Source organism: Massilia consociata (assembly GCF_042432755.1).
GTDB lineage: Bacteria > Pseudomonadota > Gammaproteobacteria > Burkholderiales > Burkholderiaceae_D > Telluria > Telluria consociata.
Map to the genome: position 1 here is coordinate 94103 of NZ_JBHLWP010000001.1, position 16598 is coordinate 110700.

The 16598-nt window shown below is 68.6% G+C and carries 10 protein-coding genes and 5 tRNA genes; 13 read left to right on the plus strand and 2 right to left on the minus strand.

Going from position 1 to position 16598, the window contains the following annotated elements:
- Positions 1-22 precede the first annotated feature (22 nt).
- The 13 genes from ACFFJK_RS00405 to ACFFJK_RS00465 all read left to right on the plus strand — a co-directional run bounded on the left by ACFFJK_RS00405 (position 23) and on the right by ACFFJK_RS00465 (position 14747).
- Positions 23-1042 carry an RNA methyltransferase gene (locus ACFFJK_RS00405; protein WP_379677101.1) on the plus strand — a complete coding sequence of 340 codons (1020 nt, stop codon included), beginning with the start codon at positions 23-25 and terminating at the stop codon, positions 1040-1042.
- Between the two features lie 142 nt (positions 1043-1184).
- On the plus strand, positions 1185-3737 hold the full coding sequence (locus ACFFJK_RS00410; RefSeq protein WP_379677102.1) for a bifunctional diguanylate cyclase/phosphodiesterase: 2553 nt from the start codon (positions 1185-1187) through the stop codon (positions 3735-3737).
- 52 nt (positions 3738-3789) lie between these two features.
- Positions 3790-5169 (plus strand): aminotransferase class I/II-fold pyridoxal phosphate-dependent enzyme, encoded by a 1380-nt coding sequence (locus ACFFJK_RS00415; RefSeq protein WP_379677103.1) that lies wholly within the window; start codon positions 3790-3792, stop codon positions 5167-5169.
- Positions 5162-8836, plus strand: coding sequence for an AMP-binding protein (locus ACFFJK_RS00420; protein WP_379677104.1), 3675 nt, complete (start codon positions 5162-5164; stop codon positions 8834-8836). The genes ACFFJK_RS00415 and ACFFJK_RS00420 overlap by 8 nt, the downstream gene beginning before the upstream one ends.
- 92 nt (positions 8837-8928) lie before the next feature.
- Positions 8929-10320: a glutamate--tRNA ligase gene (gene gltX, locus ACFFJK_RS00425; protein WP_379677105.1), complete on the plus strand. Its 1392-nt coding sequence runs from the start codon at positions 8929-8931 to the stop codon at positions 10318-10320.
- 135 nt (positions 10321-10455) lie between these two features.
- Positions 10456-10531: transfer RNA gene (locus ACFFJK_RS00430), tRNA-Ala, on the plus strand.
- A 46-nt stretch (positions 10532-10577) separates the two neighbouring features.
- Positions 10578-10653: transfer RNA gene (locus ACFFJK_RS00435), tRNA-Glu, on the plus strand.
- Positions 10654-10745: 92 nt separating this feature from the next.
- A tRNA-Ala gene (locus tag ACFFJK_RS00440) sits at positions 10746-10821 on the plus strand.
- 40 nt (positions 10822-10861) lie between these two features.
- Positions 10862-10937: transfer RNA gene (locus ACFFJK_RS00445), tRNA-Glu, on the plus strand.
- Between the two features lie 68 nt (positions 10938-11005).
- Positions 11006-11081: transfer RNA gene (locus ACFFJK_RS00450), tRNA-Glu, on the plus strand.
- Between the two features lie 83 nt (positions 11082-11164).
- Entirely contained in the window at positions 11165-12346 is a 1182-nt protein-coding gene (gene earP / locus ACFFJK_RS00455; RefSeq protein WP_379677106.1) for an elongation factor P maturation arginine rhamnosyltransferase EarP, read from the plus strand.
- A 108-nt stretch (positions 12347-12454) separates the two neighbouring features.
- Positions 12455-13030, plus strand: a complete 576-nt coding sequence (locus ACFFJK_RS00460) for an elongation factor P (protein WP_379677107.1) — start codon at positions 12455-12457, stop codon at positions 13028-13030.
- Between the two features lie 118 nt (positions 13031-13148).
- Positions 13149-14747: an amidase gene (locus ACFFJK_RS00465; protein ID WP_379677108.1), complete on the plus strand. Its 1599-nt coding sequence runs from the start codon at positions 13149-13151 to the stop codon at positions 14745-14747.
- Between the two features lie 18 nt (positions 14748-14765).
- Here ACFFJK_RS00465 and ACFFJK_RS00470 read toward each other — a convergent pair whose 3' ends face one another.
- The gene (locus ACFFJK_RS00470) at positions 14766-15308 is read right to left on the minus strand and encodes a TssQ family T6SS-associated lipoprotein (RefSeq protein WP_379677109.1); all 543 of its coding nucleotides are present in this window, start codon (positions 15306-15308) and stop codon (positions 14766-14768) included.
- Positions 15305-16450, minus strand: coding sequence for a serine/threonine-protein kinase (locus ACFFJK_RS00475; RefSeq protein ID WP_379677110.1), 1146 nt, complete (start codon positions 16448-16450; stop codon positions 15305-15307). The genes ACFFJK_RS00470 and ACFFJK_RS00475 overlap by 4 nt, the downstream gene beginning before the upstream one ends.
- Positions 16451-16598 lie beyond the last annotated feature (148 nt).

A 16598-nucleotide genomic window follows, 5' to 3' on the forward strand; every position in this document is an offset into this window, starting at 1 on the left:
TCGGTAAATTTTCAGGTTTTTCATGCGACTCTCGGTAATCCGCGAGCGCCTGGCGGCGCTCGGCGCGCAGCCCCTGCACCAGGAGCGCGTACTGCGCGACTGGGTGCAGGGCGCTGCTCACGAACGCGGACGCCGCCCGGCGTCCGACTTCCTTCCCAAGCCCGTGCGCGAGGCGCTGCCCGCGCTCGATGCCGAGCTGGCCGGCCTGGTGCGGCCCGTCTCCAGCCACCCGGGCGAGGACGGCTCCGAGCGCCTGCTGGTGGGCCTGGCGGACGGGCAGATGGTCGAATCGGTGCTGCTGCCGCGCGATGGCGTGTGCGTGTCGAGCCAGGTCGGCTGTGCGGTCGGCTGCGCTTTTTGCATGACGGGCCGCGAAGGCCTGCTGCGGCAGGTGACGAGCGGCGAGATCGTCGCGCAGGTGGTGCTGGCGCGCGCCCGGCGCCCGGTGAAGAAGGTCGTCTTCATGGGCATGGGCGAGCCGGCCCACAACCTCGACAACGTGCTGGAAGCGATCGAGCTGCTGGGCGTCGAGGCGAATATCGCGCACAAGAACCTGGTGTTTTCGACCGTCGGCGACCTGCGCGCCTTCGAACGCCTGGGGCAGGGGCGCGTGAAACCGGCGCTGGCGCTGTCGCTGCACACGACCAGGCCGGACTTGCGTGCCGAGCTGCTGCCGCGCGCGCCGCGCCTGTCGCCCGAGGAGCTGGTCGAGCATGGCGAGCGCTATGCGCGCCTGACCGGTTACCCGATCCAGTACCAATGGACCCTGCTCGAAGGCGTCAACGATGGCCCGGACGAGATGGACGGGATCGTCGCGCTCCTGCGCGGCAAGTACGCCATCCTCAACATGATCCCCTATAACACGGTGCCCGAGCTGGCGTTCCGGCGCCCGAGCTGGGAAAAGGCGCGCGCGATCGCGGCGGCGCTGCACGCGCGCGGCGTGCTGACCAAGCTGCGCGATTCCGCCGGCCAGGACGTGGAGGGCGGCTGCGGCCAGCTGCGGGCACGGGCCGGCCGCACGATTGCGTTGCGGCGCGCCTGAGACCGCTAGCGCCGGAGCGTAGGGCGTCAAGACGCTTTTGCAACCACCACCGATCTTTTCCGCAACTTTCTGTCCGAAAATAAAGTTCGTCGAAGTTTCCCTGCCTACACTCGAATTTTGGAGCGTGGCGCATGGGAGTCCGATGAGCGAGAACAGCAGCCAGCGGTGGCGCGGCCGTTACCTGAACGCCGCCCACCTGTTCGTACCAGTCCAGCTGCAGCAGGATGCGGCGATGCTTGCGCGCGCCGAGAATGTCGTCAACGCGGCGCTGATGGCGGCCACCGCCGGCCCGCTGTACGCGCTCGCCTACTGGCTGCTTGGCCTCAGGATGGCGGCCGTCGAGGTCCTGGCGTGCTGCGTGTTCATGCTGATGGCGCCGCCCGTGCTGCGCATCACCGGCAGCATCGTGGCCGCGCGCGAACTGTTCCTGTGCGCGCTCTTCTTCAATTTCACGTGGCTGACCTGGTACCTGGGCGGCATCCATGCCCCCACGGCCAGCTGGCTGATCACGGCGCCGGTGGTGGCCATGTTCCTGGGCGGCGTGGCCAGCGGCATCTTCTGGCTGGCGATGAGCTGCGCGGCCGCCGCCGCGATCTGGGCCATGCCGGTGTTCGGTCTGCCGATGCCGGCCACCCCGCAGGTGGACATGCCGCTGCTGCACCTCATCTGCGACCTGGGCCTGTACGTGGTGGTGCTGGTGTTCGTGCTCCTGTTCGAGCTGACCAAGACCGAAGGCTTCGTCAAGCTGGAGCAGGCTTTCTCGACCATCAATGAACTGGCGATCCGCGACGAGCTCACGGGAAGCCACAACCGCCGTCACCTGATGGGCCTGATCGACCGGGAGAAAGAGCGCAGCGACCGCAACGCGCGCCCGTTCTGCCTGTGCCTGTTCGATATCGACTTCTTCAAGCGCATCAACGACACCTACGGGCATGCGGCCGGGGACATGGTGCTGCGCAGCTTCGCGCACGCGGTGCAGGGGCAGATCCGCGGCACCGACGCCTTCGGGCGCTATGGCGGCGAAGAGTTCATGCTGATGCTGCCGGAAACCCCGGCGCCCGATGCCCTGGTGCTGGCCGAACGCGTGCGCAAGGCGATCGCGGCCCTGCGCTGCGCCGGCAGCGCCGGAAACGGCGCGGAGATCACGTTGACCGTGTCGGTGGGCGTGGCCGAATACCGGTTGGGCGAACCGGTGGCGCAGACCATCGCCCGTGCCGACGAGGCGCTGTACGCGGCCAAGTCGCTGGGGCGCAACCGGGTCCAGTGCCACGACGACGACGAGCACCTCCCGGTCGTCCCGAAAGTGCAGGAGCCGAAGGCCGGACGGCGCGACGCGTTGGCGAAGGCGAGAGGCGGCCTGGGACGGCCGCTCGACGGCGTACAGTGCGACCAACTGACCGGGCTGCTCAATCGCAACCTGTTGCGCGACCGGCTGCGCCACGCCATGGACCGGGCCAACCGGAATCGCCGGCTGGTGGCGCTGCTGCTCCTGAACATCAACCGCTTCAAGGAAATCAACGACGAGCTCGGCTACGAGGCCGGCGACGCGCTGCTGGCGCAAGCCGGCGCCGCGGTCCGGGGTTGCCTGCGCGATTCGGATACCGTGGCGCGCTGGGGCGGCGACGAGTTCATCGCACTGCTGGAAGACCTGAGCTTCGAATCGGATGCCCAGGTGGTGGCCGAGAAGATCCTGGATCGCTTCGGCCTGCCGCTGCAGGTCGCCGGTCGCGAATGCTTCGTGACGCTGGCGGTGGGCGTGGCCCTGTACCCGGCGGCGGACTGCAACCTCGACGCGCTGCTCAAGCGCGCCGACATCGCCATGCGCGGCGCCAAGGGCTGGGGCGAGAACAACGTGCAGGTCTATTCGGGCGACACGGTGCAGCCGCAGAGCGAACGGCTGGCGCTCAAGAACGGCCTGCGCGAGGCGCTGGTGCAGGGCCAGCTGTTCCTGGAATACCAGCCGCAGATCGACCTGCTGGAAAAGCGGGTGGTCGGCGTCGAGGCGCTGCTGCGCTGGCAGCACCCGGTGTACGGGCGCATCGACCCGGGCCGGTTCATTGCGCTGGCGGAGGAAACCGGGATGATCGTGCCGATCGGCGACTGGGCCCTGCGTACCGCTTGCCTGCAGAACCGTGCCTGGCGCGAGGCCGGGCTCCCGGAAATCAAGACCGCGGTCAACCTGTCGGCGCGCCAGCTCAAGGAACCCGGGCTGGCGGCGCGGGTGCTGGCGATCCTCGCCGAGACCGGCATGCCGGCGCGCTGCCTCGACCTCGAGATCACCGAAGGCATGCTGATCGAGGACCTGGCCGGAAATTGCGCGCTGATGAACGCCTTGCGCCAGGCCGGTGTGCTGGTGTCGATCGACGATTTCGGCACCGGCTACTCGAGCCTGAACTACCTGTCCGAGCTGCCGGTCGACATCCTCAAGATGGATGGCCTGTTCGTGCGCCGCCTGGGCGCGGCCGCGGGACGGGGCCGCTCGTACGCGATTGCCGAAGCCATCGTCGCGATGGCGCACCGCCTGCACATGGACGTCATCGCCGAAGCGGTCGAAACGCCCGAACAGCTGGCCGACCTGTGCGCGATGGGCTGCGACGCCGCGCAGGGCTATCTGTTCGCCCGTCCGTTGCCGCCCGAGCAGGTCGCCGCGATGCTCGCGCGGCAGGCGGAGGAAAGCGTGCCCGAAGTGGCGTGAACGTGTCCTGAAAGCGGCCTGAACCCCATATAACCCATCGCCGGAGAACGCCATGCTGAATGAATCGATCCCGTTCGACCCGTCCCAGGACCTGGCGGCACTGGCCGCTTCCGGTGCGCTGGGCGGCAATGTCGCGCTGTTCGCGCAGCCGCGCGGCGCGGACCTGATGCGCCGTGCCGCGCCGCTCGAGCAATGGTGCGCGTTGCGCATGCGCCACGGGGTGTGGCCCTATGCGCGCACGCTGGAAGGCCCGCCCGAGCCGCTCGCTACCGTCGCTGGCGACGGCCTGCCGGCGGCGCGCGGCATCAACTTCGCATCCCAGGACTACCTGTCGCTGTCCTCGCACCCGGCGGTGCACGAGGCGGCCCTGCAGGCGCTGGGCGAGTGCGGGCCGCACAGCGCCGGCTCGGCGGTCCTGCTCGGGAACACGCGCCATTCGGGCGCACTGGAGCGTGCCGTTGGCGAACTGCTGCACTGCGCGCAGGTCGTGCTGTTCCCGACCGGATGGGGCGCGGCCTTCGGCGCCATCACCGCGCTGGTGCACGCCGGCGACCACATCGTCATCGACCAGCTGGCGCACGCGTCCCTGCGCCAGGGCGCGCTGGCCGCGACCCGCAACGTGTCCGTGCACCGGCACCTCGACTGCGACCATGTGCGCGAACTGCTGGCCGGCATCCGTGCCGTGGATCGCGCAGGCGCGATCATGGTCGTCACCGAGGGCCTGTTCAGCATGGACGCCGACAGCCCCGACCTGCCGCTCCTGCAGCACCTGTGCCGCGAATACGGTGCGACGCTGCTGGTGGACGTGGCGCACGACCTCGGCGCAATCGGGCCGGGCGGCGCCGGCGTGGTCGGGGTGCAGGGGATGCTTGGCAAGATCGACATCGTGCTGGGCGCCTTTTCCAAGACCTTCGCCTCGAACGGAGGCTTCGTCGCCTGCGCGCAGCCGAGCGTACGGCGCCAGCTGCAGATGTTCGCCGGGCCGCACATGTTCTCGAACGCGCTCTCGCCCATCCAGGCAGCAACGGTGCTGGCCAGCCTGCGCATCGCCACCTCGGCCGAGGGAGAAGGGCTGCGGGCCGACCTGCTGCGCAATGCGGTGGAGCTGCGTGCGCTGCTGGCGGACGAGGGCGTGCGCTGCATCGGGGGGCCGTCGCCGATCGTCCCGGTCTGGACCGGAACGGAAGCCGCCACCCGTATCGCCGGGATGCTGCTGTCGCGCGAGCAGGTGTTCGTCAACCCCGTCGAGTTCCCCGGCGTGCCGCTGGGCGCGGGGCGGCTGCGGCTGCAGCTGATGGCGCAGCATTCGCCGGCGCAGATCCGGCGCGCCGCGCAACTGGTCGCCGCCGCGGTGGGCCGCGCCCGAACCGCACCGCGGCCGGCGCCACGGCCCGCGCCTTTCCATCCGGCGCCGGAGAGCGGGCGTGGCTGAGCCGGATCCCGGCCTGCCGGCGCCGGTGACCCGCTGCCTGCGCAGGCACGCGCAGGACCGTGCCGACCAACCCGCATTCACTTTCCTGCGTGACGACGGGCGTGCCGACAGCTTGTGTTTCGGCGAGCTGGACGCGCGGGCGCAGGCGCTGGCCGCTGCGCTGGCGCGCAAGGCCGCTCCCGGCGAGCGCGTCCTGCTGCTGTTCCCGCCGGGGCTCGGATTCACCGTCGCCTTCTTCGCCTGCCTGCTGGCCGGCCTGGTGGCGGTGCCGGCGGCGCTGCCGCGCAGGCAGCGGCCCTCGGGACGCCTGCGCACGCTGCTCGCGGATGCCGCCCCGGCCCTGGTGCTGACGGAACGCCACGGCGCCGCGGCGGTCGGCGCCGCCATCGAAGGCAGCCCGGTGCCGGTGGTGTGCAGCGACGAATGCGCAGGCTGGGCCGGCAGCAGGGAGCGGGACGTGCAGCCGCCGCCGTTGCCCGTTCCTGGCGATGCGCTGGCCTTCATCCAGTACACGTCGGGGTCGACCACGGCGCCGAAGGGCGTCGAAGTCACCCATGCCAACCTGGCCGCCAACGTCGAGGCGATCCGCCAGGCCTTCGGCTTCGACGGCAGCACCGTCATGGCGAGCTGGCTGCCGCCTTTCCATGACATGGGTCTGGTCGGCAGCATCGTGGCGCCAATGGCGATCGGCTTCCATTCGGTGCTGATGGCGCCGGCCGCCTTCCTGCGCGAGCCGGTACGCTGGCTCGAAGCGGTGACGCAGTATCGCGCGACCTGCGCCGGGGCGCCCGATTTCGCATGGGACTTGTGCACGCGCCGCGTCAACGCACAACAGAAGGCGGGAATCGACCTGTCCAGTCTTGCCGTCGCGTACGACGGCGCCGAACCGGTGCGCGCAGCCACGTTGCAACGGCTGGCCGAGGCGTTCGCCGTCTGCGGGTTGCGGCCGGAGGCCCTGTTTCCCTGTTACGGCCTGGCCGAGCACACACTGCTGGTCAGCGGCGGTCCGCGCGGCCGCGCGCCACGCAGCCTCCACGTCAGCAAGCTGCGGCTGGAAGCCGACCAGGTGCGCGAGGCGCAGCCGGGCGACCCCGACGCGCGCGAGATCGTCAGCTGCGGCCCCCCGGCATCCAGCGTCACCGTGGTGACCGTCGACCCGGGCAGCGGCCGGCCGGCGGGAGCGGGGCGGGTGGGCGAGCTGTGGGTGGCCGGACCGTCGGTGGCGCGCGGCTACCGCGGCCAGCCCTCACCCAGCGCCGCGGCGTTCGCTGCGCGGCTGGCTGACGGCAGCGGGCCGTGGCTGCGCACCGGCGACCTTGGGTTCGTGCGTGACGGCGAGCTGTATGTCACCGGGCGCATCAAGGATCTCCTGGTCATCAATGGACGGAATATTTATCCGCAGGACGTCGAGGCGCTGGTCGAGGAGGTGCTGGGCCTGGCGGGGGCGAACCGTTGCGCAGCGTTCGCGCTTGACGACGACGGCCAGGAGCGCCTGTCGATCGTGGTCGAGTCCGACCGGGCGCAGGTGCGCATGGCGCGCCGCGGGCAGGGCGTCCCCGAGGGCGCCGCCGGCCTCGAGACGCTGGCGCAGCGGGTCCGCAGCGCCGTGGCGCAGCGTTTCGGTGTCACGGTGATGCTGCTGGCCTTCGTGCGGCCGGGGACCTTTCCCCGCACCACCAGTGGCAAGGTGCAGCGTGGGCAATGCCGTGCGCTGGCGGCGCGCGGTGCGCTCGATGTGGTGTACGCGGCGCGCGAAGTGCGGCCGCGCCGCCGCCAGGGCGACCGCGCCGACATGGCGGCCAGCGCGCAGGCGGCGGACGCCATGCTCGACTGGCTGCGCGGCTACCTGCCGCGCCGCTTCGACCCGCGCCTGATGGACAGGCGCCGCGCCGCGCCGCCGCATGTGGTGCTCGATTTCGGCAACCGCGGCCTGTTCGGCCTGCAGGCGCCGGCATCGCTCGGCGGCAAGGGGCTGGCCACGGTGGACCTGCTGCGCGTCATGGAACAGCTGGCGGCCGCCGACCTGACCCTGGCGACGATGGTGGGCGTGCACAACGGCCTCGGCCTGCGTCCGCTCCTGAAATACGGGGCGCCGGGCCTGCGCCAGCGGCTGCTGCCGCAGCTGGCCGCCGGCCGCCAGCTGGCCGCCTTCGCGCTGACCGAACCGGCTGCCGGGGCCAATCCCCTGGCGATGCGGGCCCAGGCGCTGCGTTGCGAAGGCGGCTGGCGCCTGCACGGCGAGAAGCATCTGATCGGGCTTGCCGCCTGGGCCGGATGGATCACGGTGGTGGCGCGTGCCGCCGGCGCCGACGGCGAAGCGCTCGGCACCATCGTGCTGGCCGTGCCGGAAGACGCGCCCGGCCTGGTGCAGGGACAGGAAGCGCTGACGATGGGCATGCGCGGCATGGTGCAGAACGCGCTACGCTTCGACGATGTGTTCGTGCCGGACGCGCAGGTGCTGGGCACGCCGGGGGCGGGCATGGAAGTGGCGCGCGATGCGATGGCGTTCGCGCGGCTCGGCATCGGCGCCCTGTGCGTGGGCGCGATGAAGCGCTGCGCCCAGCTGATGCTGCGCTATGCCCAGCGGCGCGAGGTGGCGGGCGGCCGCCTGGTCGACAATCCCGCCACGGTCGCGCGGCTCGATGCGCTGACCTGTGCCATCGAGGCCTGCGATGCCCTGGTGCGGGCGGTGGCGCAGGTGGTCGACCGCGGCGGCGAGCTGCCGCACGAGGCCTGCCAGGCGTGCAAATGCGTCGCGGCCGAATTGCTGTGGGAGGCTGCCGACGGCCTGGTGCAGACGCTGGGCGGGCGCGGCTACCTGGAGCCGAACATCGCGCCGCAGCTGTTGCGCGACGCGCGCGTGATGCGCATCCTCGAAGGGCCGAGCGAGGCGCTGTATGCGCACCTGGGTGCGGGCGCCATGCTGCCGCAGGGTCCGGTGCTTGCCTTCATGAGCGACGCATTCGGGGCCGCGCCGCTGGCGGCGGAGCTGCGCGCCGCCGCCCGGCGCGGGGGCGCCAGCCACCTGCTCGGCGAGGCCTGCGCATGGGCCATGCTGGTGGCGGCGCTGCAGGCAAGGCCGCGGCCGCAGGTGCAATCGACGCGTGCGGACCGGCGCGGAGCGGGGGGCGGACCCGATCTGGCGCAGCGCGCGACGCAGTGGGCACGCGGGCGCCTCGACGGCCTGCTCGCACGCCTGGACAATGGGACGCCACCGCTGCCGGGCGGGGACGAGCTGGCGGCGCGCATCGCGGCCTACGGTGCGGCGATCGGCGAGCCGGACTGGGACGCGCCGGGCGAGGCGCAGCTGCGCGATCCGCTGCTGGCGCGCGTCATGCCATCGCTTCCGCTTGGGCCGGCGCATCCGGCCCCGTGCGCCCCAGGGCCGGATGCGCCGGCGCCGGCCGCCGCCATGCGCGAGCTGGTCCGCCGCTGCGTGCTCGACGGGCTGCGCGACATGGGGGTGACAGTGCTGGACGACGACACCCCGTTCACCGAAGCCGGCCTCGATTCCCTGGCCGCGGTGCCGGTGGCGCTGGAGCTCGAGCGCCTGAGCGGCGTGGCGGTCGCGCCGGAGCTGCTGTACGAGGTCCAGACCGTGGCCGCGCTGGCGGCATACCTGGAAGCGCGGGTTCGGCGCGACCAGCCCGACCGGCGCGACGGGTAGCGCGTGACCGGCGCCAGGGATGGGCGGCAGGCGGGTGCCTGCGCGGGTGGCAACGGGGTAAAATAGCTCCTTTACCTTTTTTGCTTTTTGCCATGACCGTCCGCACCCGCTTTGCTCCCAGCCCGACCGGCTACCTCCACCTGGGCGGCGCCCGCACCGCGCTGTACTCCTGGGCCTTTGCCCGCCACTTCGGCGGCACCTTCATCCTGCGCATCGAGGACACCGACCTCGAACGCTCGACGCCGGAAGCCGTGCAGGCGATCCTGGACGGCATGCAGTGGCTCGGCCTCTCGCACGACGAAGGCCCGTTCTACCAGATGCAGCGCATGGACCGCTACCGCGAGGTCGTCGCGTCGATGCTGGAGCAGGGCACGGCCTACCTGTGCTACTGCTCGCCCGAAGAAGTCGAGGCGATGCGCGAGCGCATGAGGGCAAGCGGCGAAAAGCCGCGCTACGACGGCACCTGGCGCCCGGAACCGGGCAAGGTGCTCCCGCCGGTGCCGGAAGGCGTCAAGCCGGTGGTGCGCTTCAAGAATCCGGAGCACGGTGAGGTGACCTGGAACGACGTGGTCAAGGGCCCGATCACCATCGCCAACAAGGAGCTCGACGACCTCATCATCGCGCGTCCGGACGGCACCCCGACCTACAACTTCTGCGTGTCCGTCGATGACTGGGACATGAAGATCACCCACGTGCTGCGCGGCGACGACCACGTGAACAATACGCCGCGCCAGATCAACATCCTGCGCGCGCTCGGCGCCGAGCTGCCGCAGTACGGCCACCTGCCGATGATCCTGGGCGCCGACGGCCAGAAGCTGTCGAAGCGCCACGGCGCGGTCAGCGTCATGCAGTATCCGGAGCAGGGCTACCTGCCGGAAGCGATGCTCAACTACCTGGCGCGCCTGGGCTGGAGCCACGGCGACGACGAGATCTTCTCGATGGAGCAGTTCGTCGAGTGGTTCAACCTGGAGCACCTGACCGCCTCGGCGGCGCAGTTCAATCCGGAAAAGCTGGCGTGGCTGAACAACCACTATATCAAGGGGGCCGACAACGAGCGCCTGGCCGGCCTGGCCCGGCCGGTGCTGGAGCGCGAAGGCGCACGTTTCGATGGCGCCCCGGAGCTGTCGACCGTGATCGCCCTGGTGAAGGACCGCGCCAACACCATCAACGAGCTGGCCGACACCGCCATGCTGTTCTACCGCGATCCGCAGCCGGACCCGGCGCTGCTGGCCCAGCACCTGACCGATGCGGTACGCCCGGCGCTGGCCGCGTTCGCCGAGCGTTGCAAGGACGTGGAATGGAACAAGGCAGCGATTGCCGCCATGCTGAAGGAAGTGCTGGCGGCGCACGGGCTGAAGATGCCGCAGATCGCCATGCCGCTGCGCCTGGTCGTCACCGGCCAGCTGCAGACGCCGGCCATCGATGCGGTGCTGGAACTGTTCGGCCGCGAGGTCGTCCTGGCCCGCGTGGCAAAGTATCTTTGATGCCTGATTTGCGGAGTGCGCATTTTCTGAAAACAGGTATTTGCGAAATGCAAGGCGCTCCGCTATAATGCTCGCACTTCAGCAGCACACGGTAGCAAACAGCGGTACGAAGCAGTACGCTGCAGTGTGAAAAGAGGGGGTATAGCTCAGCTGGGAGAGCGCTTGCATGGCATGCAAGAGGTCAGCGGTTCGATCCCGCTTACCTCCACCAACCCTGAAGTGCAGTAAGTAGCAAAGTGCAGTACGGTAGTTCCGAGGTCCCCATCGTCTAGAGGCCTAGGACATCACCCTTTCACGGTGAGTACCGGGGTTCGAATCCCCGTGGGGACGCCAGCTTCGGTGTTGAGCTGAATGTTGGTAGCGTGCAACCAGCGGCACGCAGTAGTAGAAGTTGCAGTAACGTGTTAGAATGTTGTTTTCCCGTAGGGGGTATAGCTCAGCTGGGAGAGCGCTTGCATGGCATGCAAGAGGTCAGCGGTTCGATCCCGCTTACCTCCACCACGTAGGAAAAACAACGTAGCACGCAGTAGTAACCGTCCGGGTCCCCATCGTCTAGAGGCCTAGGACATCACCCTTTCACGGTGAGTACCGGGGTTCGAATCCCCGTGGGGACGCCAAGAATTTGGTAGTATGCTGCGCAGATGCTTATGCGCAGTGAGTAGTGAAGCAGCAAGTACAGTTTTAGGTCCCCATCGTCTAGAGGCCTAGGACATCACCCTTTCACGGTGAGTACCGGGGTTCGAATCCCCGTGGGGACGCCAGTTAAAGCCGGAGCAGACCAACGCGCATGCGCGGAGAGGTGCTCCGGTTTTTCGTTTTGTCCGTCGCTTTTCGCGTGGTCGGCATGCATCCCAATCCAATTCCTTCCCTTGCCATTTTCTGCAAGGTCGTCGATAACTACGGCGACATCGGCATCTGCTGGCGCCTGGCGCGCCAGTTGCGGGGCGAGCATCGCGTAGCGGTGAGCTTGTGGGTCGACGACCTGCGCAGCTTCCGCCGCATCTGTCCCACGGTCGATCCCGATGCCGGGGAGCAGGACATCGATGGCGTGCTGGTGCGCCACTGGCGCGACCAGGAAGGCGCGTTCGTGCCGCAAGAGGTGGCCGACATCGTCATCGAATTCTTCGCCGTCGACATCCCGCCGGGCTACGTGGCCGCGATGGCGCAGCGCCATCCGCGCCCGGTCTGGTTCAACCTCGAGGGGCTCACGGCGGAAGAGTGGGTCGAAGGTTGCCACCGATTGCCCTCGATGCACCCGCGTCTGAAGCTGACCAAGCATTTCTTTTTCCCGGGCTTTACCGCAAAGACCGGCGGCCTGCTGCACGAGGCCGGGCTGGAGCAGGCGCGCACCGCATTCCAGGCCGACCGCGATGCGATGGCCGGCTTCCTGTCCGGCTTTGGTGTCACGGCGCAGGAAATGGATGCGCTGAAGGTGTCGCTGTTCTGCTATCCGCACGCACCGGTTCCCGCACTGCTGCGGGCCTGGTCGGAAGGCGGGCGACCGGTGACCTGCCTGGTGCCCGAGGGCGTGGCCGCCGAAGCGGTCACCGGATTCATCGGCGCGCCGGCGACCGCGGGCAGCCATGCCACGCGCGGCGCGCTTACCCTGCGCGTGCTGCCCTTCGTGCCGCAGCCGGACTACGACCGCCTGCTGTGGGCTTGCGACCTGAACTTCGTGCGCGGCGAGGATTCCTTCGTGCGGGCCCAGTGGGCAGGCCGGCCTTTCGTCTGGCACATCTATCCGCAGGACGAGAACCTGCACCACAAGAAACTGCGTGCCTTCCTCGGCCGCTATCTGGGCATGGACGGTGGGCTGGATGCATGGGCGGCGTTCTCGCTCGGCTGGAACGGCGCTATCGACATCGCTTCCATGCCGTCCGCCTGGCAGGAACTGCAGGCGGCGCTGCCCCGGATTGCCGTTCGTGCAGAAGCGTGGCACAGGGAGGTGCTGGCGCATGGCGATTTGACGACGAACCTGCTGGAATTTGCCCGTGAGCTGGGGGCGGGGCAGGAAAATCCGGTATAATGCGCGGTTAGTCTGTAAGGAATTACACACGATCAAACGTAGGCTCAAGCTTTCTTCGCTTACCGGCCACCGCTGATTCAATGCAACTTACTTTTTACGAAAATACCTATGAAATTCGCTAAAGAAATCCGTGTTGGCAACATCATTATGGTCGAAGACAAGCCGTTCATCGTGCTGCGTTCGGACGTGAACGGTTCGAGCCGCACGGGCTTCACCTACAAGTGGAAGATGAAGAATCTTCTGACCAACGCTCCGCTGGAAAACGTGTTCCGCGGCGACGACAAGTTCGATGTGGTCGTGCTGGACAAGAAGCCGGTGACCTACTCGTACTTCGCCGACCCGCTGTACGTCTTCATGGACGAAGAGTACAACCAGTACGAGATCGAAGAAGAGAACCTGGGCGACGCGCTGCACTACCTGAAAGACGGTATGGAATGCGAAGCCGTGTTCTACGACGGCAAGGCCATCTCGGTCGAACTGCCGACCACCATCGCACGCCAGGTCGTGTACTCGGAGCCGGCCGTCAAGGGCAACACTTCGGGCAACGTCCTGAAGGAAGCCAAGATCGAAAACGCGATCGAAGCCCACCAGCACATCGTGATGGTGCCGCTGTTCGTGAGCCAGGACGACGTCATCGAGATCGACACCCGCACCAACGAATACAAGAAGGTCGTCCGCAACTAAGTTGCAGGATTTGACCGCTTGGTAAGAAACGCTGCCGATGGCAGCGTTTTTTTTCGTCCGATCGACCGAAATCTTGCCATACTGCTATTCTAATGATTTCGAAAACAAGGGAGGCAGGATGGATCGCAGGGATTTCGTACGAATCGGCGTCACGGCGGGCGTTGCGGCCGGTGCCGCCGGCATCGTGAATGGCGCCAGCGCAGCCGTGCCGGACGCGGGCGGCATCCTCGACGCCGGCGTACGCGAGCAGCAGGAGGCGATGGCGGCAGGCAAGCTGAGTTCGAAAACCCTGGTGACGCGCTACCTCGCGCGCATTGCGGCCGTCGACAAGGCCGGGCCGCGCCTGAATGCCGTCATCGAAACGAATCCTGAAGCGCTCAAGATCGCGGAAGAAATGGATCGTGAACGCGCGGCCGGCAAGCTGCGCGGCCCGCTGCACGGGATCCCGGTCCTATTGAAAGACAATATCGCGACCGCCGACCGGATGAGCACCAGCGCCGGCTCGCTCGCCCTCGACGGCGTGCGCGCCTCCAGGGACGCGCATATCGTGACGCTGCTGCGCGACGCCGGTGCGGTCATCATCGGCAAGACCAACCTGTCGGAGTGGGCCAACATGCGCTCGACCAAGTCGGTCAGCGGCTGGAGCGGACGCGGCGGGCAGACCAGGAACCCGTATGCGCTCGACCGCAACACCAGCGGGTCCAGCTCCGGTTCGGGCGCGGCGGCGGCGGCCAGCCTGGCCACGCTGACCGTCGGCACCGAGACCGACGGCTCGATCGTCTCGCCATCGTCGAGCTGCGGCATCGTCGGCATCAAGCCGACCCTGGGACTGCTCAGCCGCAGCGGCATCATTCCGATCGCCCATTCACAGGACACGGCCGGCCCGATGACCCGCAGCGTGACCGACGCGGCCCTGATGCTGGCCGCCATGGCCGGTCCGGACCCGGACGACGAGGCTACCCGCGACAGCAAGCGCCATCTCGGCGATTATGCCGCCGCGCTGCGCAAGGATGGCCTCAAGGGCAAACGCATCGGCGTCGCCCGCAACTTCTTCGGCGCCAACGATGCCGTGGATGCGATCATCGAGAAAGAGCTGGCCGTGCTGAGGGCGCAGGGCGCCGTGCTGGTGGACGTGAAAGTCCCGAATACCGACAAGTACAACGAGAGCGAGCTGCAGGTGCTGCTGTACGAGTTCAAGCCGGGCCTGGAAGCCTGGCTGAGGAACTACGCGCCACACGCGCCGGTCAGGAACATGGCCGACGTGATCGCATTCAACGAAAAGAACGCCAGCCGGGAAATGCCGTACTTCAGGCAGGAGCACCTGGTGGCGGCGAACGCCAAGCCCGGCCTCGACGCGCAGGAGTACCGGGAAGCCCTTGCGAACGACCTGCGCTGGTCGCGCGACGAAGGCATCGACCTGGTGATGAAGGAACACAGGCTGGATGCGCTGGTGGCGCCGACCGGCGGCCCGGCCTGGCTCACCGACTACATCAACGGCGACCACTACGGCGGCAGCTTCTCGAGCCCCGCTGCGGTGGCGGGTTACCCGCACATCACGGTGCCGGCCGGCTTCACGCGCGGCCTGCCGGTGGGGATCTCGTTCGTGGGAGGGGCATGGAGCGAGGTTGCCCTGATCGGCATGGCCTATGCCTACGAGCAGGCATCGAAGCGCCGCCGCGCGCCTACCTATCCGGCGAGCATCAACATCAAGCTGTGATGCCGTCCCGACGGCAGGTCAGCGCGCCGCGGCGCGGTCGCCGGCGCCCTGTTTCGCCCTGGTGAATACCGGTCCCCACAATGGGTGGCCGTGTTCGCCCGGGGCGAGGTCGAACGACGGGTCGAGGCGCAGCGCGCGCTCGAAGGCCTGGCGGCAGGGGGTTGGGCGACCGGTGACGCAATAGCTGAATGCCGTGTACTTGAGCGCGCTGACGCGGTTGCGCACCGAGCCGCCGTTCAGGTCGCCGGAATTCAGGCGCTTGATGGCGGCGTTGAATTCGCCGTCGTGGTACAGCGCGATTCCTTCGCGCAACGCGGTCTCGTCGCGGTTCGGCGCCGGCCGTTCGCGGCGCGGGGCCGGGCGTTCGGCGCCTTCGGCCCGTTCGGCGCGCGCGCGCGGGCGTTCTTCGACGCGTGCCTGCGAGCGTACCGGCTCGCGCCCGTCCAGCAGCTTGCTCAGGTCGGCGCAGCCGCCGAGCAGGAGCAGGGCCAGCAGGGCGCAGGCGCGCGTGCCCGTGGTCAGGATGGGGGCGTTCACTCGCGCGTTCACTCGCGTTTTCACTCGATATCCTCCTCGGTAAAGTCCAGTTCGATCACGGACGAGCCGCCCTTGACGGCATTGACCGTCACCGTGTGTTCGGGGAAGTTCGGGTTGGCGATGCGGATCGTATGCTCGCCCGGCGGCAGCGTGAGGCGCTTGAGCGGCGGACTGATGCCGCGCTCGACGCCGTTCACCTGGATCGCGCCCCATGGCTTGATGACGAGCTTGTAAGTGGCGCCGGCCGCTGCTGCCTGGCGGTGCTGGGCGCCCTCGCCATGCGCGGGCGGGATGGTGATCGCGGTCGGCGGCGCGCCCGCCGGGATCGCTTCCTCGGCCAGATCGTCCGTGGCCGGGTAGGCCGGGTAGGCCGGTTCGGGTGTGGCGAGCGCGGCAGTGTCCATCCCGGACGGCGCGCCGGCGCCAGCCGCTGCCGGCGCCTGTCGTGCCGGCGCTTCGTCGCCCGGCAAGGACAGCGTCAGCGCGTCGCTCGAATCGGCCTGGTGCAGCAGGGCCGCCAGGGCGCCCAGCCCGCCGAGCAGGACGGTGGCCGCCGCGATGAGCATCAGCCAGCGTTGCAGGCGGCCCTTTTCGGTAGCAGCCGCGGGTGCGTCGAGGAACGAGGGTTCCGGATCGGGCGCGGGCATGGCGGCAGTGCCGGGGGCACCGCCAGTCCCGGTCCCGGCGGCCTGCAGCGGCACCGCGGGGCCGAGCGGGACGATCCCGAGCAGGTTGCGCAGCTGTTCAATGGTGCGCGGGCGCTGTTCCGGATCGGGCGAAAGGCAGCGGTCGACCGCGTTGACGAAGGTCTCGCTGTACTCGGGGAGGGCGCGGCCGCGCAAGGGCGCCGCGGGCGGCGTTTCCTTCGTGATCGCGTAATGCACGACAGCCGCCAGGTCGTGCAGGTCGCCCGCTTCCGACCAGGCCGCGCCGACGTCCGGCGAAGGCAGCAGCATCGGGTCGCCGGAATCGAGCACGAGGATGGTATCGGGATTGATGGGGCGATGCGGCATCTGCATCGCGTACTGCAGTTCGAGCGACTGCAGGAGCTGGCGGAAGATCCGCCGGCACCAGACCTCGTTGACGAGTTCCTGGTTGAACTCGACCACTTCGCGCACGGTACGGCCGTCGGTCTGCTGTTGCTGGGTTACTGGTGTGCTCGTCATCATGGCATCAAAGCCCTGCCGTGAGGCGGACTCGGCGCCGCCACCCGGCTCGGGTATTTGTATTTTGACAAATAATGCCAGATTTGCGGGGGCCATGCTGCTGCTGAGCCAACCGTGCGCGACTGTTACAAGTCCGTTACAACTCAGC